We start from the raw sequence: 22783 nt of genomic DNA, 5'->3' as shown, positions 1-22783 counted from the left end.
ATATAACCAGAGAAAGAGGTATTTTCATGAAAAAAGTGTTAGCTACTATCGTATTGGTCATTCTTTTTCTCAGTGGATGCTTAGCGGAGACGACGATGACAACGACAGACCTCATCGCGGCGGAATTCATTGAACAAGATCAAGACGTCATCCGCTTGAACGATCGCGTGTATCGACTAGATCAGGTCGTAACCGTCTCCGATCTTTTCTTGACTCCTGGTCCACGTGTTCAAAAAATAGCACCCGAAAAGACGCTCGAGGACGGCATGGCAACTCGTCATAAGAGCGGTACGGTCATCTATCAAGAAAAAGATGATACGATGTTTATATATGTGCAGCGAAACAAGAAGTGGTATCGCTATCAATCCATTCCTGAAGGATGAGGAGGAGGAAGACAGATGCAGTATCCAACGACATTGGGCACGAAAAATGGCTACATCCACAATCCAACTTCCGCTGAAGCGATTCCTGTCCGTTATCGTGCCGCGATTCAGGACGTCGTCGCCTATGTACAAACCTTATCCGCGTTTCATGGCGTGTACTTGTATGGCAGCGTCGCCAAAGGAACGGCGCGTCCCTTTGAATCCGACCTCGATTTTACACTGATTTTGACAGAGCCGTTGACGGAAGAAGAACACATGCAGTTAGATGAACGGACGGAAGACTGGTTGAAGGACTATCCATTCGTAACCAAAATCGATTATGACATCGGTCTGCTTGGCGACGTCATACGGGATGATGAAGTTCTTCCCTGGGGCGTATGGTTGAAATCCGTCAACTTGTTTTTGGCAGGCGAAAATCTCCAAAGTCGATTTCCGCCCCTTCGTCCGACACGCGCTCTTGGCTTTGCGTTAAACAATGGGGTATGCGAGCAGTTGAGGTCTGATCTATCACGTCTAGAGAAAGGGCAAGTCACCTTGCTTGATTCGGATTCGATCGTGAAGCGGATTGTTCGGAGCGCCTATCACCTCATCTTAGAGGAAGATCAAAGCTTCGTGCATGACCTAGAGACACTCCGCTCGATCCTGCTTCATTATTTCCCTGATGAACCGCGCTTTTTGTCACTGTTCGCCGCTTACGATACAGAACAAATCGTTTCGCCAGAGGATGTCCACTACTTTGTAGACTGGTTCGCGTCTCGGATGTCGGACGAATCAATCCTTTAATTGAAACAAACCAGTCCACAGTCCAGCATGACCAAATAATGCCTCTGGATTGTCGACGTGTTTCATTTCCGTTAGTTCGATGACGTCGAATGCATCGAATATGGCCAGTAACCGCTCTTTCGTATAGCCGAGTCCGCCTTGGAGACTGTTTTCTTGATAGACCTCCCAGTCCGTCAACGTCGCCCCGCCAAGCGGACCGCCCGCAACAAAACACGTCAATCCGAAGTATCCTCCTGGGCGCAGCATCTCCTTCAGTCGCGTCACATAAGTCACACGTCGATGTGGCGCCATATGATGAAAACAGCCGGAATCGTAAATGAAATCATATGTATTCTGTTCGGTCGTCTCTAGAAAATCTTGCTTTCGAAACGCAACGTGCGCTCCAGTCTGTTGTGCTTGTTCCGTTGCCCAGTCTAACGCGGTTGCTGAGAGATCCAGTCCCGTCACCGAGAAACCGTGTGTTGCGAGATAGATCGCATTTCGACCCGGTCCTGTTCCGAGATCTAATGCGTCACCAGGCGAGAGCCAGCCCTCTTCGACGTAGCGAACTAAGTTCTCGTCCGGAATGTTCTTAAAAAACGGGACCGGTTTCGTCCGATCTTCATAGAACTTGTCCCAAAACGGTTCTGGTTCACGCAATCGTGCGTCGAGCATCTTTAAAATATCCTCCATCGTATCAATCGTCTGTGTTTCTGTCATTGATCAGTTCCCCCTCTTTTCTTCTATAATATTGTATTCGTGTTTCAGCTCTGATTTACCTGTATTTCCTGGATAAAAATGCGCTATTTTTCTTACCTTACGATATTGTTAGTATGTTCTCGCAATCCCTCATGCTACACTAGCCTTTAATTGAAACAACCATTCAAAAGGGAGATATCTTGCATGCGTCAACATCCGACTTCCACTTCCACCTTAGCAACGGATGAGAAGATCATCCGCTTGATTCAAGGTCTTCATCAAATGCACCATTCACCTATGAAAGCTACCCATTATCAAAAGTTAGCAGCTCAACTTCCTTACCCTTCGCTTGAAGAAATCAATGCCCGATTCGGTTCGTGGGCACACTTGTTAGAACAAGCTGGAATCGTCAAGACTTCCCATTTATCGACGAAAGAACGCATGACGTTGAACCGTCCCGCTGCGGTCAAGCGAACGAAGCGGTGGTCGATCGAAGAGAGCGTCGCTTTTTATGTCGCACAAAAAGGAACGAACATGACGATTCGCTCCTACACGGAATTGCGGGATCTACACCCAGAAATGCTGAGTGCGAATACGATCATTCGTCGGTTCGGCACCTGGAAAAATGCCTTGGCACACTTCGATCTCACCTCGAACGGCTTCTTCACCGATCAAGACTGCTTAGACGCTCTTCAACAAGCTGCTGCCACACATGGACCGCTTCTGACGAGTCAGCAATATGCCAAGTGGGCGCGTGCGCACCAAGCACCTTCACTGACATTGTTGATTGAACGCTTCTCCAGTTGGCGCGAAGCCTTACGTCGGCTCGACAGCGAATAAAAAGGATCGTGCCCGCTGATTGATTCGACGGGACACGATCCTTTTTGATTATTGTTTTGGCAATCGTAAAAGCTCATGATCCGCTCCTTCAGCGCATTGACGTAACGTATAGACCGACTGTTCCTTCACCTCGAGCTGTCGACAGACTTCGTTTTTACGATCATCGTCTGTTGTACCGAATTGATCACGCGATGAATCAGACGTGTAGTGATACGACTTGCCATCATACTTGACGTCATACAATACCGGGTCGCCTTCAGTCGTAAACGCCGTGATGCGGATCTGATCTGATTTGCCTTGCGTTGAGTTCTTTAAAAAGGACTCGAATCGGTCACTGTTCGTAACATCCTTCTGGACGATGATGTCGCCATTCTCCTTCGCCTCTTCCATCGTATATTTTCCGCAACCGGCTAAACAAAGCAGACATACTATAAGACCAAGCTTCCGCATTCTTCACCGACTCCTTCTCAACGTTTCGTTAATAAGCGATCAAGGCGATACAGTTGCGACGTAAAGCCTTCCTTCATCCCCATACCGAGTACTTCTTGCACAGCTGCTTCTGTCTCATAGGTCGACTCGAAGACGATCAACGTCGTCTCCCCGTGGTCGAGGAATGTCGTGACATTCTCGCTTCCTGGTAAATGTTCAGAGATCGCCCCTGACGCGTCCGAGAAATAATCGGCATGACTATACGTGTTCGGAGCATCGATGTGTCTGAAAATCGCTTTTCCCCACGACTCCATGCCGTAAAAGTCACCTTGCGCCGGATCAACACAGCGCATGCAATAATGCCATACGCCACCCGGTTGAAACTCAAACGTCTCGATCGTCGTCTCCCAGCCTTCCGGTCCCCACCACGCTTCGAGTTGCTCTTTTTCCGTGAATGCGGCAAAGACGCTATTTCGTGGCGCCTCGCACGTCCATTCCATTCGTAGCGTCTTTCCCTCAATCGAAGTCTTCAATTCCTTTTTCATTCGTCCCGTCTCCCTTCACGTTCGACTGAATCTGCTTCAAATGTGCATCTAGACGATGCATGCGGGCTTCCATTTGTGCAAGCGAGTTGCTCCACATGACGAGCTCTCGAAACGCTTCTGGGCGAAGGCTATACAAGCGACGATTCGCCTGCCGTTCGACAGTGATTAGTTCCGCGTCAAGCAACAGCTTTAAATGCTTCGAGGTTTGCGGTTGACGTAAGTGTAGTTGTTCAGCCAACTCATTGACGGAGCGAGGACCATTTCGTAACGCTTCGATGAGTTGGATCCGTGTCGCGTCTCCGAGAGCTGAGAATCGTATTGGTATCCGCTCGTTCATATCCGTTCACCTCTTTATTTTATATATTCCCAATTTAGAATATTCCAAACTAAGAATATAAAAAATGCAAAATGATTGTCAGATGCGTTCAAATGGCGTACGTTCAAGAGAACCTGTATGAAAAGAGCGTGAACCAATGAAGACCGAATGGATGGAAGCATTCCTCGTCACCGCGGAGACCGGTAGCCTGACGAAAGCAAGCGAAGTACTGCATATGACGCAACCGGCGTTAAGTAAACAAATCAAAAGTCTTGAGAGTGCACTCGACGTCTCGTTGTTGCACCGCTCGGCACATGGTGTCACGTTGACGACAGCTGGCGAAATCGTCTTTGAAGAGAGCCGTGAACTGCTTGACCGGATCGATCAGATGAAACGACGGATTGGTACGATTGACGAACGGACGACGTTGACGCTCGGATCATGGCCAAGCGTCGCGATGACGTATCTCCCCCGTCATGTCTCACGACAAGCGACGGCACCGGATCTCAAATTAAAGACGGCGCATACGACGATCGATTTGATGCAAGGTCTTGAAGAACGCCGATACGATGCTGTCTTACTCGACGATCGTCACCATGTCCATCCGTATCATACGACCCATTTGTATACGGAGAACTTTTTACTTTATGTCCATCAAGACGATGAACGATTCACAGGCTGTACGTCTGTGGCGTTTGAGCAAATTCGTGACGCCTCTTTCTTGTCGCTTCCGATCGATTGCGATTCGACGAACATCCTAAAGGACGCGTTCATCGAGCGAGGTGCTGTCTACCAAGCAGAAAACGAGATGGAATTCGGTTCAAGCGTCCTCGGTTTCATCCGTGCAGGGCTCGGTATTGCCCTGTTGCCGGAGATTTTCCAAGACGGACTATCCCCAGAAATCAAGACGTTACCGGTTGATGGGTTTGATGTCGTCCGCGAATTGTCGCTCGTCTCACGGGACGCCTCTCATCATGCGATTCTGCTTGATTTACTCGGTCAGTCGCGCTGAAGGTGCACTTGTAGTTCATGTCTCAGAACATCGACCTGATCTTGTGAAATCGCCGAGTCCGGTGTCTCACCGTACCGGACGAGATGATAGATCGATGGATCGAGCGTGACATCAATTCGTTGTAACCATTCGCCGACCGTCTCTTCGGAGCGGCGGCGTTTTTGTCGTGTCAGTTTTCGATCGAACGTTTGTAACAGACGGCGAATCTCTGACTCTGATTCTTCACCAACAAGTGTTTGTCGTGTCAAACGATATGGGGAAAACACCGGCGGCGGGTCCATTAAATCGTCGATTACAGTCTCTCGTCTGCGTCGTTTTCGCAAACGCTTCAAGAAGTAACGTACACTGAAGAGGACAGTCAGTAGTATGACAAGACCGACGACACCGTAAAAGGTAACAACTCCTAATACATCCTTATCCGCAAATCCCCCGCTTTGGATGTCCATTTTTTGCTTGGTCGGTTTTCCTTCTTCCTTTCCGCCTTCATCAACCATAAATCGGGCTTGATAGGTTGCCGGATCATAAAAGAAATAACGATAGACTTCTGTACCGACTAGTTGAATCGCAGCAAGGCTCACGAGTGCTATACATAATGTCACAACTAAACCACGCTTCATCTCATCCCTCCTTTTCAATATTTTACCATCTCCACTTTACTATGGAGTGATTTTTCTTTCTTTTCAGTCAATTTTTCATTAGAGTAAGTGGTGACTCTCAATAAAAGGACGTGACATCATGTATCTTCCAAGTTTTTCGTTAACCGATCAGACATTTCTTATCACTGGAGCTGGACGAGGCATCGGACGCGCGCTCGCCATCGGGATGGCAGAAGCCGGTGCTAACATCATTCTCGTCGCCCGGACGGAACGGGATTTGAAGGAGACGGCACAAGAAATCGAACGACTCGGTCGAACGGCTTACATCTTCCCGTGCGACATCACTGACCGGAAACAAGTCGTCGAGACGGTAGCTCGTGTCTACGAACAAGTACCGCAGATTGATGGGCTCGTCAACAACGCTGGAATGAACATTCGCTCGAAGGCACTCGATGTGACGGAAGACGAGTGGGAAACGATCCAACAGACTAATCTGAAATCCGCCTTCTTCTTTGCTCAAGAAATTGGGAAACGGATGCAGGAGACAGGTGGAAGCATTCTGAACATCGCCTCGGTTGCTGGTCACGTCGCCTTACGGACCGGTGTCGTGTATGCGACGACAAAAGCGGCAATGATTCAGATGACGAAAGTACTGGCGCTTGAATGGGGACCACAAAATATTCGTGTCAATGCGATCGGACCGTGGTATTTTAAGACACCATTAACGGAACCATTACTGAAAGATCCTACATACCTGCAAGAGATCGTTGACGTGACACCGCTCGGTCGGGTCGGTGAATTAGAAGAACTGGTTGGACCAGCTGTCTTCTTATCGTCTGCTGCAGCCCGTTACGTGACCGGACAAACGCTTTATGTCGATGGTGGGATGACGATTAAAGGTTTTTAAGACAGAAGAAGACAGATGCGCATCTGCCCATCCGTCTTCTCGTATCTGAAAGGAGCTTCATCATGTCAAAACGTATTGCACTCGTCGCTGGCGCCTCGCGTGGTGCCGGACGTGGCATCGCTTATGCCTTGGGTGACGCTGGAACGATTGTCTACGTCACGGGACGGAGTACGAACGACCAGACAACGGACAACCGTAGAGAGACGATCGAAGAGACGGCTGCTGGCGTCACAGTACGCGGCGGACTTGGCATTCCCGTCGTTTGTGACCATACGAATCAAACGGACATCGATCGTCTGATTCAGCAGATCCAGCACCAACATGGTCGAATTGATCTCCTCGTCAATTGTGTGTTCGGTGGTTCGGAAAGCCACTTACCGTCTGGAACTGGACGACGGTTTTGGGAGCGACCACCGGAACATTGGGACGCGATGATGTCTGCCGGACCAAAAGCGTATTTGTGGACGATTCGGGCTGCGATGCCCTTGTTGCAACAGAGTCCAGCTGCGCTCGTCATCAATTTGACGTCATTCACTCCAGATCAGGTGGCTGGAAATCTTTATTATGATTTGGCGATGCAAACGATTAATCGAATGACACACGTCATGGCGCAGGAGTTAGCTCAGACGACCATTTCTGTCATCGCGCTCTGCCCCGGTTTCATGCGGACGGAAAGGGTCGTCGATGCTGGATTCGCGAGTGCTGCGACTGAATCGACGACCTATATCGGACGAGCCGTTACAGCGCTGTTGGCGGATGACGCCGTTAGCCGTTATTCTGGACAAGCCGTCTTCGTTGCCGATCTCGCGAAAACCTATCACTTTACGGATCAGGACGGGACGCAGCCACTACCGTTTTGACCTATACCGTTAGAGGAGTGTAAACTATGTGTCCTGAAGATAATCAATTGATTTCGCTCGCTTTATCACGATTTGGGATTTCATATGATTCTGCTCTAGATCATTCAATCTCTTTATCGACTTTCGGAATTCATGGTGACAAACATTATCGAATAATCTGTAATAGTAACGCTTATTCTTTACGCCTTCTTGCGGATGATCGATATAGTTCTGAGACAGAACTTGCCTCTGCATCTGATTTGAATCAGCAATTATACGCAACTGATAGGATACGTGCACACGGACTCCCCTTCATGAAACGCGTTCAACCGACAACTGACTCAAATACATTTTCAATGATTCAGGATGATGCTGGTCAAGCATGGCGCTGTGTCCTCTTTGATTGGATAGACGGCACACATATTACTGCACAAACTAAATCATCAGCGTCAAAAATGGGTGCGTTGCTCAGGCAACTACATGATATACCGGTCGATTCGCAATTTTCTTTTCCGGTCGTTGACCATACCGTTGCCTATCAAAAATGGCATCATGATTTATCAAAGGTGGATACTGTCATCACCTCAATAGAACAACAAAGGTTAGATCACTATCTCGATCTCGTCCAGTTCCATATCTATCAGGCACAAAGCAGATCGAAGAACGATGTGCTACCTGTTTTATCAACAGACCTCAATGCACTAAATATATTATGGAAGAACGATCATATCGTCGGAATCGTTGATCATGAGCATATCGGTTACTCTGATCGTATACAAGACCTCGCATGGATCCTTAAATGGTACGCACGTAATGAAGGGATTCATTCTTTTAGCGTGTCCCCTGAACTAGCGCAAACGATTTTAGGAAACTATGACATGAATATTTTTGATCACAATGATTTTGTTCGACTTAAATCGTTACTCTGGCTTTCGGGTTGTTTCAATTTTCATTTTGTTCGACAAACATTTAATCTTTTATCTGATTCTATCGTTTCAAACGAGGAATTGAGCAATCACCTAGAACGTTACCGTCAAAGAGGAAAAGCTCTCCTCTCACTACTAGCTAGTTGATCAATCGAAGGACCATGTCACTTCCGTTCCGGTCGCGCTGGATCAAAGATTTCTTCCGCATCAAAGAATGGATCGAGTATGCTCGTCTTTCCAGCAACGGCTTGACGTAGACGAATCCCATCAACGTTGATCCGGGCTTGGCGGAAGTAGTCGGGTCCAACTTGTTTCCACGCATGTTGACTCGCATCAACATTGAAGAAATAACGGAACCCGCTATCGATGAGCAAACGATATTTCTCACCCGAATAATCATGCCAATCCCCGACATCACTTCCATATGGATAAATCAGTTGCGTCGTTTTTCCGATCAGCGGGGCAACGTCCTGTTTGTAGCGTTTAAGATCCGCGCGAATCGTCGTGACTGATTCTTTCCCGACCCAAATATGTCCGTACGTATGACTCGCGAACTGCCAGCCATCCTTTTTTAATGCGACGGCGGTCTGTTTCGCTTGTTTTCGTGCCGTTTCGACCTGTTTATTGTGTCCGTACTGGTTGTAGGAGGAACGATACCCGAGCACCCCATTATAACCTGTAATACCGAGCAACCCTTTTGCTCCTTTATAGGAAAAGTCAGGATGAGACTGGACGAACGCATCGATGATCGGTACGAGATCATAAGCACCATCCGGTTTTCCGACCATCGTGTTGACGATTTTGCCATCCTTCACTTTTAAATTCTTCGCAAATCCATCGCCTTTCATGTATTCGTAATAATTGACGTCGTCCTGCGAAAGCACGAGCGGGTGTTTTCCTTTTGGTAAACGGATGGGTGTCTCGACGATCTTCCCGTTCACCTCTTTTGCTAAATCTGTTGGTCGGACGAGTACGTAGTTGTTTTTGTACAACGCATCTAAAATCCGTTCGAACTCCTGTTGTGTCACCATGTAATCATCGTATCCTGCTTCCTTCCGGTCGCCATCAAATGCTTGGTTTGGATCAGAAATCAATGAATGAAAAAAGAGATGTGGCACAGGTTTCGTCACAGGCAGGAGCGCCTGCTTTTTCTGTTCGTATTCCTCTTCCCTCTGTTTCGTCTCTTTTGCGCGGACGGGTTTCAACACTTTGATCGCCCGGTCATAATCGTACTGGGCAGCGTAACGATCAGCACGCTGTATCGTCTTTTCTATGTATGCCTGTTGCGAAGCTTGTCTTTTTTGCTGTGTCTCTCGTGTTTTTTCCGACTTTTTCTCGCTGACTTCGCTTTCCCCACATCCACTTAGTAGCAGACTCAGCGCCACACCGCCAATGATCCAGTTCCGTCTCATGTTTTTCGACTCCTTCATCAATTTTGACGTTTTCATTCCCCTCTATTCTAACTGTTCCCGATTGTTCAGTCGATTAACTACTTTTTTGAGTCATTCCGTTTCGTTATGACTGTCCATCCAAAGCGGAACTTCCGCTCACTCGTCTTGAGGTGTTTAATAAAGGACGTAATGAAATTCACGGAGGTGCAACAAGATGATTGAAAAGAACTTAATTAATGGTGAATGGTACGATACGACAGAAACGATTCCGGTCTACGACCCAGCAACGAAAGAACTGCTCGGACATGTTCCTGCAAGTTCAGCGGAAGACGCACAACGTTCCGTTGACGCAGCGAGCGAAGCATTCGTCAAGTGGTCAAATGAAACAGCAGACACACGCGCGAATTTAGTCGATGCCTGGTATCGCTTGATCAACGAACACCGTGAGGAACTCGCTCGGATCATGACGACAGAACAAGGAAAGCCGTACGTCGAAGCACTCGGTGAAGTCGATTACGGCAATCAATACGTCCGTTGGTACGCTGAAGAAGCACGCCGGATTTACGGTGAAACGATTCCGGCTTCTGTTCCAGGAAAACGACTCTTCGTCGAAAAAGAACCAGTCGGTGTCGTCGCAGCGATCACACCATGGAACTTCCCGGCAGCGATGATCACACGTAAACTTGCACCGGCTCTTGCAGCGGGTTGTACGATTGTCCTTAAACCATCGGAAGAAACACCGTTTACGGCACTTCGTCTCGTTGAATTAGCAGAAGAAGCAGGTATCCCTAAAGGTGTCATCAACGTCCTAACAGGTGACGCGGCAACGATCAGTGGCGTCTGGCAAGCCGATTCTCGCGTCCGGAAGATCACGTTCACAGGTTCAACAGCCGTCGGGAAATTGATCATGCGTCAAGCAGCCGATACGATGAAAAAACTATCACTTGAACTCGGTGGTCACGCACCCTTCATCGTCACGGAAAATGCGGATCTCGATAAAGCCGTCGAAGGCGCGATGCGCTCTAAATTCCGAAATGGTGGACAAGCGTGTGTCGCGACGAACCGCTTCTACGTGCAAGCGTCTGTTCTTGACGCATTCACGGAAAAATTCACAGCAGCCGTCAAACAACTGCAAGTCGGTAACGGGATGGACGCTGACTCGACAGTTGGTCCATTAATCAATGCGAAAGCCGTCGTAAAAGTCAAAGCACACATAGATGACGCTGTCGCAAAAGGGGCAACGATCCTGACTGGTGGTACGATTGACGAATCTGTCGGCTACTTCGTCACTCCGACCGTGCTTTCGAATGTCACAGAAGACATGCTTTGCATGCAGGAAGAGACGTTTGGTCCGCTCGCACCGATCTCTGTCTTTGAGACGCTTGATGAAGTCATCGAACGGGCGAACAACACACCATACGGACTTGCGGCTTACGCGTTCTCTGAACGCATCGATGAAGCATTGATGCTCGGAAAACGACTCGAATACGGGATCGTCGGTCTGAACGATGGTGCGCCATCTGCAGCACAAGCCCCATTTGGTGGCTACAAAGAGAGTGGTCTTGGACGTGAAGGTGGCGTCTACGGCATCGAAGATTATCTCGAAGTCAAATACTTGTCGCTCGGTTAATCCATTAGACGATTTGTTTGAAGCAAACGATCGTCACTATTAGGAAACCCCTCATTTCTAAAACGAAATGAGGGGTTTTTGTACGGCTCATACTTGCATACGAAATTTAAGGTATGATTGACATCGAACGATTTTATGGAAAGGAGCGATGGAAGAATGAATGTCATCACCTTCGGACAGAAAAAACAGAATCAACGCTACATCACAAGACCTGCTGTTTATGCGGTCATACTCGACCATCAAACAGGTAAAATCGCCGTCATTCAAAAAAAGGACGGTAAGTTGTTTCTTCCGGGTGGCGGTATCGAGACCTATGAGACGCATGAAGACTGTCTTAAAAGAGAGGTATTAGAAGAAACCGGAATAGATGTTACGGTGGTTGATTTCATCGGACGAGCCAATCAATATTTCTATTCACAAAATGAAACGACATATTATTTAAACGAAGGGCAGTTCTATCGTTGCGATGCTGGGCAGAACATATATGACCCAATCGAAGACGATCATCATCTAATATGGATTGATCCCGTTTCTGCTATAGAAGGCTTATTCCACGCACATCAACGCTACGCAGTCCAAAAGACGCTAGAAATGATTTAAATCGAGTCAAACAAAAGGTGCACAGTTCTCTTATTCAGAGAAACGTGCACCTTTTAAATACTATCCGTTGTGACAAACGAGCAGCCTAGTCGTTATTCAACGTATTCGTAGAGAACGACACTCTCGATGTAGTGAATGAAGCGACGTAATTCCTTCTCCTCTTCGTTCGAGAGATCCCCTTCTTTCGACATATTCGCGATTTCAAGACGCTGAACTTCGATAGCTTTCAAGCAAAGTTCTTCTTTTTGCTGATCGACGTCCTTGCCACCGATTGGTGACGACCAACGCGTATGTTTGAAGCGAAGTCGTTTATAGAATTCCAGCACACTTTGAACGACGTCTGGTGGGTACGATGAGCGGCAATTCTCGAGACGTTCGATCACTGTGCCCATTACCTTTTCATACAGTTCATGCTCGACTTGTGTCATTTGAATCAACGCGTCAGACGACATGTTCGATCGTTTCCGCTTCCACCACAATTTTCGAATCGGTTGGACGATTTGGAAACGCGAATCCTTGCCGATCGCCTTACGACGGTTTTCGATCGAGCGGAAGACATCCTTCTTCAACAGATCCGGCACCTTGTGCTCAGCGACGAAACGTTTTGATTCTTCCTTTTCCCACTGGACGGCTTCCAGTCGCAGTGCTTTCAATTGATCATTGAATTGATCGAGCTCTTCCTGACTTTTTTCCTGTGCCCGAAGTAACCGAAGCATGACATGATACTCATTAAGGAGATCAAACGCAACGACCGCATTGTCTTCGTCCGTCACTTGTTTGATTTCTGAGATTGCACGGCGAATCATCCGTTGTTTTTGGGCATTCAGGTCGAGTGCGATTGGTGTAGCCGCTTCTCCCCGGTTCAAGACCGGTAAGAGAATCGTTGCGAGAACGAGTGTATAGATGATGACACCCGCTGCAAGGAAGATGATCAATGAGCGTTCCGGGAAGGCTTCGCCGGACTCCGTCAAGAACGGTAATGACAAGACCCCGACCATCGTGATCGTTCCGCGAACCCCGACCAGTGTCGTGATTAAATCTTGTTTGAAGGACGGTCGACGATGATCGCGGTCCTCTTTTTTAAAGAACCGATGATCGAACCAATTGAAGAACATCGTCCAGACGAGACGGATCGCGAGAATGAATGAACCGATTTCGATGACATATAGCATGAGACGCCAGTTGTTGATCGCATCATCTGCAAAAATCTCGCGTGTCGCTTCCGGCAACGTCAAACCGAGCAATAAGAAGATAATCCCGTTTAACGTATACGCAATCATCGTCCAGATGTTATCCGTCAACGTCTGCTCTTGTGCAAAGAACGTTTCCGTCCGTTCTTTGATCAAGGCATGCAAGATACCACCTGTCACGACGGCGATGACGCCTGACGCGTGAAACCCTTCTTCGGCGATGAAGAAGATGATGAACGGCGTTAAAATTTGCAATAAGGCATAAAAGACAACATCTTCAATGCCGGCGCGACGCAAGCGAACCTTGAGAAAGTTCATCGCGAGTGAAATCGTCAATCCGATCAATGCTCCGACGATGAACATGTAGAAGAACTCAGTCGTTGCGCTTTGAAGCGAGAAATACCCTGTGACGACAGCAGCGACCGCATAACTGAACGCAACGAGTCCCGATGCGTCATTGATCAGCGATTCTCCACGGACGAGCGTCAGAATCTGTTCTGGAATCTGGACACGTTTCGCAATCCCGTTGACGGCAATCGGATCAGTCGGCGATAAAATCGCAGCTAAAGCAAACGCAGCAGCGACTGGAATGACCGGAATCAACCAGTTGATGAAGTACCCTCCGACGATCGTCGTCAACAAGACGAGGATGATTGCGTTCCCAAAGATCGCTGTCCGCATCCGCCATAAATCTTCTCGTGGGAAGTGAGAACTATCGTTATAAAGTAACGGTGCGATGAATAAGAGGAGGAACCACTCGGATTCGACCTCAATCGTAAAGCCACTCATCAAAAGGGCAGCAACGGTTCCGGCAATGATTTGAATCAAAGCCGTTGGGATGAAACGGATGTAATGTCCGATGACTTGCGTCAATAAAATAAGCGCAAGCATCAATAAAATCAATGATAGTGTTTCCATGGAAGACCCCTTCCTCTATTGTTTCTTTCTACCTATATCCTAACATAGTTTTTTAATCAATCCTGTCCGAGCGCCTTATCGGACCGTTGCACAGCAATCATTTCTTCTGCTTGACGAATCAACTGCTCCCGGAGTTCGAGTGGTTCAAGGACTCGAACTTCCGGACCCAGCCGCATCAATTGGCGTCCGAGATACGGCAGTTCAGTTTCCGGAACCAACCATGTTCGTTCCGACTGAATTGGTAAAATCCCCTCTAGCAAACGTTCGCCTAATGCTGATACTTCCAGTTTCACCGTCGTCATCGGTATGTGTGCCGTACCCTGCTCCAAATCTGAAAAGGTTAACTCCGTTGCCGGCAACTCATGGAGCGTTACGTCTTTAATCCGATCGACACGGAACTGGCGATACCCTCGATTCGTCTGTCCATAGAAGTACCAGCGATTCTGTTCGAACGATAAACCAATCGGATCTACGACGATCATGCGTCGACCTTTTGTCGTCTCATAGAGAATATTCCCCATCCGTCCGCTCTCTAACAAGTCGAGTAATGCAGGATTTTGCGGCGACGGTGGTGTATCGACCATTTGAAAACGAAAGCGGTCTTTCCATTTTACGATCTGTTGCTCCGTCATCTTCGGTAACTCGTTCGCATAACGTTCAGCGACTTCCTGACGAATCGTTCCGAATGGAAAATCAGGAATCTGACTAATCCATTCCAGAAGGATGAAGAAGACAATCGTCTCTTCATCCGTCAAAACGAGTGGCGGCATGTTCCGGTGCGGCAACATCCGGTAACCCCCTGTCACGCCAGGTTCGCTGTAGATTGGATAACCATTTGCTTCAAGTACCGTCATGTCTCGTTGAATCGTCCGGATCGACACCTGACATTCTTCCGCGAGCATCCGTGCAGAGAAGTGTTCGCCCCGGTTTAACAAGCGTACTAAACGCCATTGTCTCGTATTCATACAGTTCCTCCTTAAATGACGACATCTTTTGTCGTCATTATACGCTAAGATGAAGTCACACGATGCAAAAGGAGGAATTATGGATGTCACAACCTACGACCGTTCTTTATATCGCTTGCAGTCTTGATGGGAAAATTGCCAGACTCGATGGTTCACTTGACTGGTTATTTGCCGTTGCCGGAGACGGGGATAATGGTTATCAAGCGTTCTATGATCAAGTCGGTGCCGTCATCATGGGACGAAAAACATATGATGAGGTCCTGCAACTCAGCGAGACATACCCTTACGCAGATATTCCGAGTTATATCTATAGTCGAACGCAACGAACGTCTGAGACGGTCACCTATACTAATGAACCGCTCGATCAACTGCTTGACCGGATCACGCCAACGATCGAAGGTAACGTCTGGCTTGTCGGTGGTGGCGAATTGATTCAAGAAGCGTTGCGCTTAAAACGCATCCGCTCGATTGAACTGGCGATCGCCCCTGTCATCCTCGGAACAGGCATCCCGCTGTTTCCGGAAGGGACGAATGAAACGAATCTTCGTTTGACAGCAAGTCGCCATTCGGGACAATTCCTGATGGCGACGTATGAAGTCTTGACTTAAAACAACAACAACCGGTTCGGGAAAGCGAACCGGTTGTTCGTTTATATCAGTCAGGCATTTTTCTTCGTCTTTTTCGCTTTTGGTTCCGTCCACTTGAAGATTTTATTCATGACGTTGTAAATCCGTTTTGATTCCTTCGTCATCAACGGTCCGAGAATGGCGAGAATCAAGACATATAAAGCAGAGAATGGTGACAAGATATCCATCAATCCACCGGCGATTCCGAGATTCGCGACGATGATCGAGAACTCCCCGCGCGAGACGATCGTCAAGCCGATGTTTGAGGATGCTTTGTGTGACAAGCCTGCTTTACGTCCAGCAATCATACCAGCCACGTAGTTCCCGATGATCGTGATGACGACGGCACCGAGTGCGAGCCAGACGGCGTCAAGTAACATCGTCGGATCGATGCTCAATCCGAAACTGAAGAAGAAGATCGCACCGAAGAAATCACGGAATGGTACGACGAGATGTTCGATCCGCTCACCTTGGTCGGTTTCTGAGAAGACGAGACCGAGTAACAACGCCCCGATCGCTTCCGCAACATGAATTGTTTCCGAGAATCCGGCGATGAAGAACAAGGCAGCAAAGACGACGATGATGAAGACTTCGTCCGAGGCGATCTTTAGCATCTTATTCAAAAGCGGTGTTGCTTTCCGAGCGACGATGAAGAACAGCAACATATAGCCGAGGGCGATCAAGATTGAGGTAAGGGACGCAAGTAACGTCGTCCCACCGCCGAGAAGAAGTCCCGATAAGACCGACAAGTAGACCGCGAGGAAAATGTCCTCAAACATGATGATTCCAAGAATCAATTCCGTCTCCGTGTTACCGGTCCGGCGGAGATCAACGAGGACTTTCGCCACGATCGCACTCGAGGAGATCGTAATGATTCCGGCGATGACGAGTACTTCATAGAGTGGGAATCCGGCGATGAATCCGTATAAGAGACCACCGGTAAAGTTAATCGATAAATAAATCGTTCCACTCGTGACAATCGATTTTCCGGACCGGATCAACTTACCGATCGAAAACTCGAGTCCGAGATAGAATAAGAGGAACAGGACACCGATTCGTCCGAGGAAACTGATGAACTCAGCACTTTCAATGAACTTGAAGTCTAGTATCCCGATTGTCGGAGCGTGCGGTCCAACAATCATCCCGAGAATGATTAGAAACGGGATGATCGAGAAATTGAGTCTGTTCGCGAGCACTGCCGCGATCGCCACTAAGATAAGCGCGGTACCGACTTCAAATATGAGATGATCCATATATTATCCGCCTCCTTCGATTGAGAATAATGCTTTCGTGATGTGACGGATGTTTTGACGTTCTCCAGATAAGACGATCGTATCACCGGCTTCAAGGCGTGTATCCGGTCCTGGATTGAGCGATTTTGAACGGTCATGCTTGAGCACCGCAATGATTGAAATATCGTAATGGTTACGAACATCGAGTTCACCGATCGTTCGATTGTTGACCTTTGAATCCTGACCGACTTTAAACCATTCAATGACGAGATCATCAAATGCGAGTTCGATTTTTTCGAGATCCTTTGGCTTATAAGATAGTCCTCCGAGAATTCCTGCCATCTGACGGGCTTCTGCATCATTGAACGTCACGCTCGAGATGCTCTCATCAAAATCATCGTCATCGTAGTGATGCATCTCGCGTCGTCCATCATCATGGACGATGACGACCACCTTATCTCCTCGTGTCGTGATGCCTTCGAACTTCCGTCCGATTCCTGGTAAATCTACTTCGCGCATATCCATCTGTTATTTCCTCCTTTTTTTTACAAATGATGATTTGCTTTGTGGATGAGTGTCTTGAATGCCTCATCACTCAATATATCTTGAAGGTCATGCAGCTGTTTCAAATCCGCTTTCGCCATGATGACAAACCCGTCCTCCTCAATGAATGCCACGCGATCTCCTTCCTCCAATTGCAAGGCCTGCCGAATTTTTTTGGGGATGGTGATCTGTCCTTTTGACGTTAACTTTGATAGCTCCATCACGAACTTCCTTCTTTCTGTGTTTTTTCTTGTATTCCTTACTTCCTTACTTTTCTTATTTTCAGTGTAACACAGTTTTAAACTTATTCCGAGTGTTTTGCTTTGAATTAAAATTTAAAAATCGATTTTCTTTTTGTTCAACCGAATTCATATGATTATTTTCAAGACATCTTACAATAAACATAGAAAAACGCATCCTAATCTAAATGGATGCGTTCTTCGTCCTATTGTTATTCGGAGGTGATTTTATGTCGCAATGGTTTTCAATTGCGTTCGTGGTCTATATTTTATCGTTGAACGTGGCAGCGATCTATCTTATCTATAAGCGACTTATTTCTTCTATAATCGCTGGTTTAGCAATTTTTTTCTTCATTCTTTCTTTCTGTCAGTTCGACCGTTATCGTATTCTTTTTATTCCTCACACCATTTACGGACTGGTTCACAGGTTTAGGAAATTTATTAAGTATCATTTGGTTTGGTCTACTGAACGGATGCTGTTACATATTATTCGGAATCGTCAGATGGATCATTTCAATGATTCAGAAATGATTCTTTGGCTGGATCAATCTTTAGCCCTTTTTCACCTAAGTGATGGATGGACCGTTCAATCGCTGTTTCGATGTATCCATCCAATTGACACGGCAACAAGATATCATATTCTTGTGGCAGAACGGTTCGTTGGTCCTCTTCTACCTCTCTAATGAAATGCGGAAGTGCTTTCCACCTCGACTGCACACTCACTTCATGAAGCGCTCCGTTGATCGCTTGTTCATTCCAGTTCACGAACGGAGCAATGCGTGTATTGTACCGCCTGAAGTCATCATGATACCTTGAACCGATCGAGACGTCAGCTATGATCGCTTGCCGTAACCAACTCATGTAAAAACCGCGTAACCAAATATCGTCCGCTATCAGATGGACGTAGTAGCCACTTCGAAAAGATGGATCCCAAGACGTCGAGTCTCTCCAAAACGCTTCGTAGTCAATCGCTCGTGTTCCGCTCGCTAATTCACCCGTATAATAGTGGGCTTGCTCCTTCTCGTCATAGCATGCATCAGGAGCGACCGCACCGAGAAGAAATCGAGCGGGGTCTAGTTCCGAAAGTAACGTAATCAATCGTTTTCCGATGTAGGCATGCATCAGTCGTGAACCCATCTCTTACTTCCCTTCGTAATCGCTACGCGTGATCGCATAAATTTTTAAGTCCCAGAAACGCTCTTTAACGAATAAAGCACTCCGCGAGGTTCCTTCGAACGTCATGCCGATTTTTTCCATGACACGAGCTGATCCATCATTCGCAACAAAACAACGGGCTTGAATGCGCTCGAGTCCGAGTGTCTCAAAACCGTACTGTACGAGACGCGCTGCTGCTTCCGGCATCAAACCCTTCCCCCAGTAATCGCGCGACAGCGCATAACCGAGTTCTGCTTGCTGTTGCTCAAACGAGACTTTGATGAAATCAATCGTTCCGATGACTCGTCCGCTCGTTTTGTCTTCGATTGCCCAAGGTGCCGGATTTCCTTGTTCGTATTGACGAAGGATATGTTCGACGAATTGCTCAGAGTCCGTGAGGCTTTTATGCGCATGCCAGCTGACATATCGCGCCGTCTCTTCATCTTTCGTGTAGGCATAGATATCTGGTGCATCTTCCATGCGAACTGGTCGCAAACGGAGTCGTTCCGTTTCAAGTATAGGCAAAGCTTGATATAAATCGATGGTCGTTAACATGATCGAACCCTTCTTCCCTTGATTTTTTCCAAGTATACCCACTCTACTACAAAAAGTATAGAGATATACGAAAACGTTATCAGAATTTTCTGGTATACTATTGGAAAATGATGTAAGAAAGGATGCTGTCATGTCTTCTCGGGAACGAACACTCTTGAGTGCGCTCGGTATTTCACAGTTTGGTGACTTCATTTATCTCGTTGCGATCAACGTTTACATCTATCGCTTGACCGGCTCAGCGTCAGCCGTTGCTGCGCTTTGGGTCATCAGTCCGGTCGTCGCTCTCGTCATCAAGTCGTTCGCGGGAAGTTGGGTCGATCGATCCGACTTACGTCGACTGTTGATTCAGACTGATTTGTTACGTGCTTTCTTAATCGGTATCATGCCATTTCTACCATTATCATTGCTTTACATCGACTTGATCGCCTTAGCTATCATCAAAGCGGTCGTCGAACCGGCAACGTTGACCTACATCACGACGCTTGTTCCACAAAACGACCGGACGTCATTTAATGCCTATCGTAGTCTGATCACGTCTGGTGCTTTTTTGATTGGTCCTGCTCTCGCTGGAGGACTGCTCTATGTTGCTTCTGCAGACGTTGCTATTTGGCTCAACGCCATCTCGTTTCTCGGATCAGCTGTCCTGCTGATGCGCTTGCCGCGTTTTACTGGTTCGGTCGAACGAGGGATGCGGCTGCAAGACATTATATCCGATTGGCGGCTTGTCTATCAGTTTAGCAAAAGCGCACGCTACGTGACGGGATTGTATATCCTCGCGATGTTGATGATGATCGCGACACTTGCGCTTGATACACAAGAAGTCGTCTTTTTACAGCGGAGCATCGGCTTATCGGAAACCGATTACGGTTTACTGATGAGCCTGACTGGGATTGGTTCCGTCGCCGGCAGCTGGGTCGTCGCCCGCTATGCTAAAACACTCTCCGTTCGGACGATGCTGACGATTGGCTATGTATTTGTCGCTGTCGGTTACATGCTGTATGCAAGTGCGAATTCATTTTCAATCGTCTGTATCGGTTTCTTGTTGCTCGGTTGTTTCCACGCATTTGCGGGGACCGGTTTCCTAACGTTCCAACAGACGAATATTCCACTCCACTTAATGGGACGCTTTACGAGTCTATACGGTGTCGGCGTCAGTCTGCTACAGATTCTAGCAATCGTCGGCATCGGTCTGCTCGGTGACATCTGGTCGATTCGTTTCAGTACGATTCTATTTGCCGGTCTCCTCGTGATCGTGACGATCTGTTTCCTTGGATTGGTTCTCCTCCCGCGCAAGCAACAGTATTTCGCAACGAACGAGATCAACGAAGAACGACATGCCTAAAAAAACAGGGAACCCCGTCAACGCGGTGTTCCCTGTTTGAGTTGCAATTCTAACCGTTCTTTCATTACTTCAACGTGTGCGACGAGCGGAAAAGTTCCGTCTTGTAGTTGTTTTTGCAGTTGTTTTGCTTCCGCTAAAGCGAGCGCGTATTCCGCTTGTGAGACGTCCCCTTGCTCCCGTGCTGCTTCTAGTTCATCCGCATCGACTAATAAGACTTGTCCCGACGGCAAGGCGATCAGATCGAGAAACAGATCCTCCCAGTATATACGTCCGTCCTCCACTCCGGTACGAAGACAGATATCGATATAGGTTTGTACCAACTGACCTGTGGCGTCAAACATCGAGGTCACGGCATGATGGGCATCGCTTGGGAACTGTTGTACCCAGACATAACCAGCGTCAGCGATTCGAATCGTTTCGTCACCATAACGGACATCTAACGGTGAAGCGACTTCAATCAGTTGAAGAAGTGTCACATGTCCTTTGAACAGTTCATTTTCGACCTGTTCTTGCACATAGTGTCGCTGTGTGATGCGACGCCAGTCACGTCGATTGGCATAGCGTTTTTTAATCATTTACCGGTCCTCCGTTTTTTCCTTAGTGTGCCATACCCCACTTCTTTTTCATTCTAATTCTTTAAAAAAAGAGGCAACGGATTTTTTCCGTTACCCCTTACTTCATCATTTGGCCGTCTCTGAACCGTGTAACGCAGCACCATTCGTCTCGATGACGTGACGATACCAATCGAACGAATCCTTTTTCATCCGTTCCATCGATCCGTTACCCTCGTTATCCCGATCGACGTAGATCATGCCGTAGCGTTTTTTCATCTCCCCTGTCGTAAAGGAGACGATGTCGATGACTCCCCACGGCGTGTAACCAATCAATTCGACGCCATCTTCGAGTACAGCTGCTTTGAATGCTTCGATATGCGCACGCAAGTAATCAATTCGCGCCGTGTCATGAATCTGACCATCCTCGATCGTATCAATTGCACCAAAACCGTTCTCGACGATGAACAACGGAATCTGGTAGCGATCGTATAGACGATTCATCGCATATCGGAGACCAACCGGATCAATCGCCCAACCCCAATCACTCGACTGGATGTATGGGTTCTCAACGCCGTTCGCGAGACCACCGTTGACGATATTTCCCGTGTTATTGACGACAGCATCATGTTTGACGGTCGTCGACATATAGTAACTGAATCCGAGATAATCGACCGTTCCGTTTCGCAAGATTTCTGCGTCACCGTCTAGAATCGGAATATCATACCCTTCCCGTTTGAACTCATTCAACGCATAAGACGGATAGTAGCCGCGGACTTGGACGTCTGGGAAGAAATAGCGCTGACGCATCGATGTCTCAGCGAGCAGGATGTCTTCCGGGTGCGATGAATACGGATAGATCGGTACGTGCGAGACCATTGCTCCGATCTCGAAGTCCGGGTTGATCGCTTTTCCTTTCGCGACGGCAAGTGCACTTGCGAGTAACTCGTGGTGTCCCGTTTGATACATGACTTCCATCGCGTTCTCTTCCGGATCAAGGAGGACACCGGAATTCGTCCAGAGGAATAATGGATTGCTGACATCCATCTTGTTGTTGATCTCATTGAATGTCATCCAGTATTTGACCTTGTCTTTGTAACGCGTGAAACAGACTTCCGCGAATTTTTCGAAGAACAGCGCTACTTTCCGGTTGCGGAAACCGCCATATTCACGCGCAAGATGGAGTGGCATCTCAAAATGCGACAACGTGATGATTGGTTCGATGCCGTATTTCAGTAATTCGTCGAAGACGTCATCATAGAACTTCAGTCCTTCTTCGTTCGGTTCTGTCTCGTCCCCGTTCGGGAAAATCCGACTCCAACCGATCGATGTCCGGAGACACTTCAGTCCCATCTCAGCGAACAGCGCGATGTCCTCTTTATAACGATGATAGAAATCAATCGCTTCATGGTTCGGATAAAATTCATCCTCTTCTACTTGATCCGTGATGCGACGAGCGACACCGTGCGCCCCTGCCGTCAATACATCGACGACGCTCGGTCCTTTTCCACCAGCGTTCCAGCCGCCTTCGAATTGATGCGCTGCTAACGCACCGCCCCATAAGAAATCGTTTGGTAATGTCTTCATCTTCA

Annotated in this window: 26 protein-coding genes; 11 read left to right on the top strand and 15 right to left on the bottom strand. The window is 47.7% G+C overall.

The genetic code is table 11. The features are described 5' to 3' along the window. The first annotated feature begins 26 nt into the window (after nucleotides 1-26). Both AYO36_RS06065 and AYO36_RS06060 read left to right on the top strand, forming a co-directional pair. Nucleotides 27-383, top strand: coding sequence for a hypothetical protein (locus tag AYO36_RS06065; RefSeq protein ID WP_064299771.1), 357 nt, complete (start codon nucleotides 27-29; stop codon nucleotides 381-383). Between the two features lie 15 nt (nucleotides 384-398). Next, entirely contained in the window at nucleotides 399-1166 is a 768-nt protein-coding gene (locus tag AYO36_RS06060) for a nucleotidyltransferase domain-containing protein (RefSeq protein ID WP_064299770.1), read from the top strand. Here the strand turns inward: AYO36_RS06060 and AYO36_RS06055 are convergent. After that, nucleotides 1155-1865 carry a class I SAM-dependent methyltransferase gene (locus tag AYO36_RS06055; RefSeq protein ID WP_064299769.1) on the bottom strand — a complete coding sequence of 237 codons (711 nt, stop codon included), beginning with the start codon at nucleotides 1863-1865 and terminating at the stop codon, nucleotides 1155-1157. The two genes, AYO36_RS06060 and AYO36_RS06055, sit on opposite strands and share 12 nt — an antisense overlap. A 183-nt stretch (nucleotides 1866-2048) precedes the next feature. Here AYO36_RS06055 and AYO36_RS06050 point away from each other — a divergent pair, with 183 nt between their 5' ends. Continuing rightward, nucleotides 2049-2684 (top strand): homing endonuclease associated repeat-containing protein, encoded by a 636-nt coding sequence (locus tag AYO36_RS06050; protein ID WP_064299768.1) that lies wholly within the window; start codon nucleotides 2049-2051, stop codon nucleotides 2682-2684. Nucleotides 2685-2732: 48 nt separating this feature from the next. Here the strand turns inward: AYO36_RS06050 and AYO36_RS06045 are convergent, their stop codons facing one another. From AYO36_RS06045 to AYO36_RS06035, 3 genes are read right to left on the bottom strand one after another with little or no spacing between them, the layout of a single operon-like run. After that, a complete protein-coding gene (locus tag AYO36_RS06045) occupies nucleotides 2733-3134 on the bottom strand; it encodes a DUF4362 domain-containing protein (protein WP_035407642.1) in 402 nt (133 codons plus the stop codon). A gap of 17 nt (nucleotides 3135-3151) precedes the next feature. Next, nucleotides 3152-3658: an SRPBCC family protein gene (locus AYO36_RS06040; RefSeq protein WP_064299767.1), complete on the bottom strand. Its 507-nt coding sequence runs from the start codon at nucleotides 3656-3658 to the stop codon at nucleotides 3152-3154. Next, nucleotides 3630-3995, bottom strand: coding sequence for an ArsR/SmtB family transcription factor (locus AYO36_RS06035; protein WP_064299766.1), 366 nt, complete (start codon nucleotides 3993-3995; stop codon nucleotides 3630-3632). Before AYO36_RS06035 ends, AYO36_RS06040 begins: the two co-directional genes overlap by 29 nt. A 136-nt stretch (nucleotides 3996-4131) precedes the next feature. Between AYO36_RS06035 and AYO36_RS06030 the strand changes: the two genes are divergently transcribed. After that, a complete protein-coding gene (locus tag AYO36_RS06030; protein WP_035397093.1) occupies nucleotides 4132-4986 on the top strand; it encodes a LysR family transcriptional regulator in 855 nt (284 codons plus the stop codon). Here AYO36_RS06030 and AYO36_RS06025 read toward each other — a convergent pair. Beyond that, nucleotides 4974-5603, bottom strand: coding sequence for a hypothetical protein (locus AYO36_RS06025; protein ID WP_064299765.1), 630 nt, complete (start codon nucleotides 5601-5603; stop codon nucleotides 4974-4976). The two genes, AYO36_RS06030 and AYO36_RS06025, sit on opposite strands and share 13 nt — an antisense overlap. Before the next feature lie 118 nt (nucleotides 5604-5721). Between AYO36_RS06025 and AYO36_RS06020 the strand changes: the two genes are divergently transcribed. From AYO36_RS06020 to AYO36_RS06010, 3 genes are all read left to right on the top strand, one after another. Next, the gene (locus AYO36_RS06020) at nucleotides 5722-6489 is read left to right on the top strand and encodes an SDR family NAD(P)-dependent oxidoreductase (protein WP_064299764.1); all 768 of its coding nucleotides are present in this window, start codon (nucleotides 5722-5724) and stop codon (nucleotides 6487-6489) included. Between the two features lie 62 nt (nucleotides 6490-6551). Further along, entirely contained in the window at nucleotides 6552-7349 is a 798-nt protein-coding gene (locus AYO36_RS06015) for an SDR family NAD(P)-dependent oxidoreductase (protein ID WP_064299763.1), read from the top strand. Between the two features lie 26 nt (nucleotides 7350-7375). Then, a complete protein-coding gene (locus AYO36_RS06010) occupies nucleotides 7376-8401 on the top strand; it encodes a phosphotransferase (RefSeq protein ID WP_064299762.1) in 1026 nt (341 codons plus the stop codon). 17 nt (nucleotides 8402-8418) lie between these two features. Here the strand turns inward: AYO36_RS06010 and AYO36_RS06005 are convergent, their stop codons facing one another. Further along, a complete protein-coding gene (locus AYO36_RS06005) occupies nucleotides 8419-9666 on the bottom strand; it encodes a polysaccharide deacetylase family protein (RefSeq protein ID WP_231884653.1) in 1248 nt (415 codons plus the stop codon). 193 nt (nucleotides 9667-9859) lie between these two features. Here AYO36_RS06005 and AYO36_RS06000 point away from each other — a divergent pair, with 193 nt between their 5' ends. After that, nucleotides 9860-11275 carry an NAD-dependent succinate-semialdehyde dehydrogenase gene (locus tag AYO36_RS06000; RefSeq protein ID WP_064299760.1) on the top strand — a complete coding sequence of 472 codons (1416 nt, stop codon included), beginning with the start codon at nucleotides 9860-9862 and terminating at the stop codon, nucleotides 11273-11275. Nucleotides 11276-11431: 156 nt separating this feature from the next. After that, nucleotides 11432-11875, top strand: a complete 444-nt coding sequence (locus AYO36_RS05995) for an NUDIX hydrolase (protein ID WP_064299759.1) — start codon at nucleotides 11432-11434, stop codon at nucleotides 11873-11875. Nucleotides 11876-11967: 92 nt separating this feature from the next. Here AYO36_RS05995 and AYO36_RS05990 read toward each other — a convergent pair whose 3' ends face one another. Both AYO36_RS05990 and AYO36_RS05985 read right to left on the bottom strand, forming a co-directional pair. Further along, nucleotides 11968-13983, bottom strand: coding sequence for a Na+/H+ antiporter (locus tag AYO36_RS05990; protein WP_064299758.1), 2016 nt, complete (start codon nucleotides 13981-13983; stop codon nucleotides 11968-11970). 56 nt (nucleotides 13984-14039) lie between these two features. Beyond that, nucleotides 14040-14948, bottom strand: coding sequence for a helix-turn-helix transcriptional regulator (locus AYO36_RS05985; protein WP_064299757.1), 909 nt, complete (start codon nucleotides 14946-14948; stop codon nucleotides 14040-14042). A gap of 83 nt (nucleotides 14949-15031) precedes the next feature. Here AYO36_RS05985 and AYO36_RS05980 point away from each other — a divergent pair, with 83 nt between their 5' ends. After that, nucleotides 15032-15556 (top strand): dihydrofolate reductase family protein, encoded by a 525-nt coding sequence (locus tag AYO36_RS05980; RefSeq protein WP_064299756.1) that lies wholly within the window; start codon nucleotides 15032-15034, stop codon nucleotides 15554-15556. 50 nt (nucleotides 15557-15606) lie between these two features. Here the strand turns inward: AYO36_RS05980 and AYO36_RS05975 are convergent, their stop codons facing one another. The 5 genes from AYO36_RS05975 to AYO36_RS05955 all read right to left on the bottom strand — a co-directional run bounded on the left by AYO36_RS05975 (nucleotide 15607) and on the right by AYO36_RS05955 (nucleotide 19298). Next, a complete protein-coding gene (locus AYO36_RS05975) occupies nucleotides 15607-16827 on the bottom strand; it encodes a cation:proton antiporter (RefSeq protein WP_023468483.1) in 1221 nt (406 codons plus the stop codon). 3 nt (nucleotides 16828-16830) lie between these two features. Beyond that, complete coding sequence (locus AYO36_RS05970) at nucleotides 16831-17331, bottom strand: cation:proton antiporter regulatory subunit (RefSeq protein ID WP_029341865.1); 501 nt, start codon at nucleotides 17329-17331, stop codon at nucleotides 16831-16833. A 20-nt stretch (nucleotides 17332-17351) separates the two neighbouring features. Beyond that, entirely contained in the window at nucleotides 17352-17570 is a 219-nt protein-coding gene (locus AYO36_RS05965; protein WP_064299755.1) for an AbrB/MazE/SpoVT family DNA-binding domain-containing protein, read from the bottom strand. A gap of 531 nt (nucleotides 17571-18101) precedes the next feature. Further along, nucleotides 18102-18725, bottom strand: coding sequence for a zinc dependent phospholipase C family protein (locus tag AYO36_RS05960; protein WP_064299754.1), 624 nt, complete (start codon nucleotides 18723-18725; stop codon nucleotides 18102-18104). A 3-nt stretch (nucleotides 18726-18728) separates the two neighbouring features. Next, nucleotides 18729-19298 (bottom strand): GNAT family N-acetyltransferase, encoded by a 570-nt coding sequence (locus AYO36_RS05955; protein WP_064299753.1) that lies wholly within the window; start codon nucleotides 19296-19298, stop codon nucleotides 18729-18731. Between the two features lie 130 nt (nucleotides 19299-19428). On the opposite strand from AYO36_RS05955, the gene AYO36_RS05950 reads away from it, so the two are divergent. Continuing rightward, entirely contained in the window at nucleotides 19429-20640 is a 1212-nt protein-coding gene (locus AYO36_RS05950) for an MFS transporter (RefSeq protein ID WP_064299752.1), read from the top strand. A gap of 17 nt (nucleotides 20641-20657) precedes the next feature. Here AYO36_RS05950 and AYO36_RS05945 read toward each other — a convergent pair whose 3' ends face one another. Continuing rightward, a complete protein-coding gene (locus tag AYO36_RS05945) occupies nucleotides 20658-21215 on the bottom strand; it encodes a ribonuclease FAU-1 family protein (RefSeq protein WP_064299751.1) in 558 nt (185 codons plus the stop codon). 105 nt (nucleotides 21216-21320) lie between these two features. Continuing rightward, nucleotides 21321-22778 carry a 6-phospho-beta-glucosidase BglA gene (bglA, locus tag AYO36_RS05940; RefSeq protein WP_050677235.1) on the bottom strand — a complete coding sequence of 486 codons (1458 nt, stop codon included), beginning with the start codon at nucleotides 22776-22778 and terminating at the stop codon, nucleotides 21321-21323. Nucleotides 22779-22783: the final 5 nt, after the last annotated feature.

The organism is Exiguobacterium sp. KKBO11 (assembly GCF_001644945.1).
GTDB classification, from domain to species: domain Bacteria; phylum Bacillota; class Bacilli; order Exiguobacteriales; family Exiguobacteriaceae; genus Exiguobacterium_A; species Exiguobacterium_A abrahamii.
The sequence above is the reverse complement of the archived record's forward strand: the minus strand, read 5'-3'. Positions and strand labels throughout refer to the sequence as shown.

Bases quoted from the DNA above. Each gene is read 5' to 3' on its own strand.
- AYO36_RS05990 (WP_064299758.1), bottom strand. From the start codon at position 13,983: ATGGAAACACTATCATTGATTTTATTGATGCTTGCGCTTATTTTATTG.
- bglA (WP_050677235.1), bottom strand. From the start codon at position 22,778: ATGAAGACATTACCAAACGATTTCTTATGGGGCGGTGCGTTAGCAGCG.
- AYO36_RS06055 (WP_064299769.1), bottom strand. From the start codon at position 1,865: ATGACAGAAACACAGACGATTGATACGATGGAGGATATTTTAAAGATG.
- AYO36_RS06050 (WP_064299768.1), top strand. From the start codon at position 2,049: ATGCGTCAACATCCGACTTCCACTTCCACCTTAGCAACGGATGAGAAG.
- AYO36_RS05970 (WP_029341865.1), bottom strand. From the start codon at position 17,331: ATGGATATGCGCGAAGTAGATTTACCAGGAATCGGACGGAAGTTCGAA.
- AYO36_RS06025 (WP_064299765.1), bottom strand. From the start codon at position 5,603: ATGAAGCGTGGTTTAGTTGTGACATTATGTATAGCACTCGTGAGCCTT.
- AYO36_RS06030 (WP_035397093.1), top strand. From the start codon at position 4,132: ATGAAGACCGAATGGATGGAAGCATTCCTCGTCACCGCGGAGACCGGT.
- AYO36_RS06000 (WP_064299760.1), top strand. From the start codon at position 9,860: ATGATTGAAAAGAACTTAATTAATGGTGAATGGTACGATACGACAGAA.
- AYO36_RS05945 (WP_064299751.1), bottom strand. From the start codon at position 21,215: ATGATTAAAAAACGCTATGCCAATCGACGTGACTGGCGTCGCATCACA.
- AYO36_RS05960 (WP_064299754.1), bottom strand. From the start codon at position 18,725: ATGGGTTCACGACTGATGCATGCCTACATCGGAAAACGATTGATTACG.
- AYO36_RS06005 (WP_231884653.1), bottom strand. From the start codon at position 9,666: ATGAGACGGAACTGGATCATTGGCGGTGTGGCGCTGAGTCTGCTACTA.
- AYO36_RS06060 (WP_064299770.1), top strand. From the start codon at position 399: ATGCAGTATCCAACGACATTGGGCACGAAAAATGGCTACATCCACAAT.
- AYO36_RS06040 (WP_064299767.1), bottom strand. From the start codon at position 3,658: ATGAAAAAGGAATTGAAGACTTCGATTGAGGGAAAGACGCTACGAATG.
- AYO36_RS05950 (WP_064299752.1), top strand. From the start codon at position 19,429: ATGTCTTCTCGGGAACGAACACTCTTGAGTGCGCTCGGTATTTCACAG.
- AYO36_RS05980 (WP_064299756.1), top strand. From the start codon at position 15,032: ATGTCACAACCTACGACCGTTCTTTATATCGCTTGCAGTCTTGATGGG.
- AYO36_RS05985 (WP_064299757.1), bottom strand. From the start codon at position 14,948: ATGAATACGAGACAATGGCGTTTAGTACGCTTGTTAAACCGGGGCGAA.
- AYO36_RS06065 (WP_064299771.1), top strand. From the start codon at position 27: ATGAAAAAAGTGTTAGCTACTATCGTATTGGTCATTCTTTTTCTCAGT.
- AYO36_RS06015 (WP_064299763.1), top strand. From the start codon at position 6,552: ATGTCAAAACGTATTGCACTCGTCGCTGGCGCCTCGCGTGGTGCCGGA.
- AYO36_RS05975 (WP_023468483.1), bottom strand. From the start codon at position 16,827: ATGGATCATCTCATATTTGAAGTCGGTACCGCGCTTATCTTAGTGGCG.
- AYO36_RS05965 (WP_064299755.1), bottom strand. From the start codon at position 17,570: ATGGAGCTATCAAAGTTAACGTCAAAAGGACAGATCACCATCCCCAAA.
- AYO36_RS06035 (WP_064299766.1), bottom strand. From the start codon at position 3,995: ATGAACGAGCGGATACCAATACGATTCTCAGCTCTCGGAGACGCGACA.
- AYO36_RS05955 (WP_064299753.1), bottom strand. From the start codon at position 19,298: ATGTTAACGACCATCGATTTATATCAAGCTTTGCCTATACTTGAAACG.
- AYO36_RS06045 (WP_035407642.1), bottom strand. From the start codon at position 3,134: ATGCGGAAGCTTGGTCTTATAGTATGTCTGCTTTGTTTAGCCGGTTGC.
- AYO36_RS05995 (WP_064299759.1), top strand. From the start codon at position 11,432: ATGAATGTCATCACCTTCGGACAGAAAAAACAGAATCAACGCTACATC.
- AYO36_RS06010 (WP_064299762.1), top strand. From the start codon at position 7,376: ATGTGTCCTGAAGATAATCAATTGATTTCGCTCGCTTTATCACGATTT.
- AYO36_RS06020 (WP_064299764.1), top strand. From the start codon at position 5,722: ATGTATCTTCCAAGTTTTTCGTTAACCGATCAGACATTTCTTATCACT.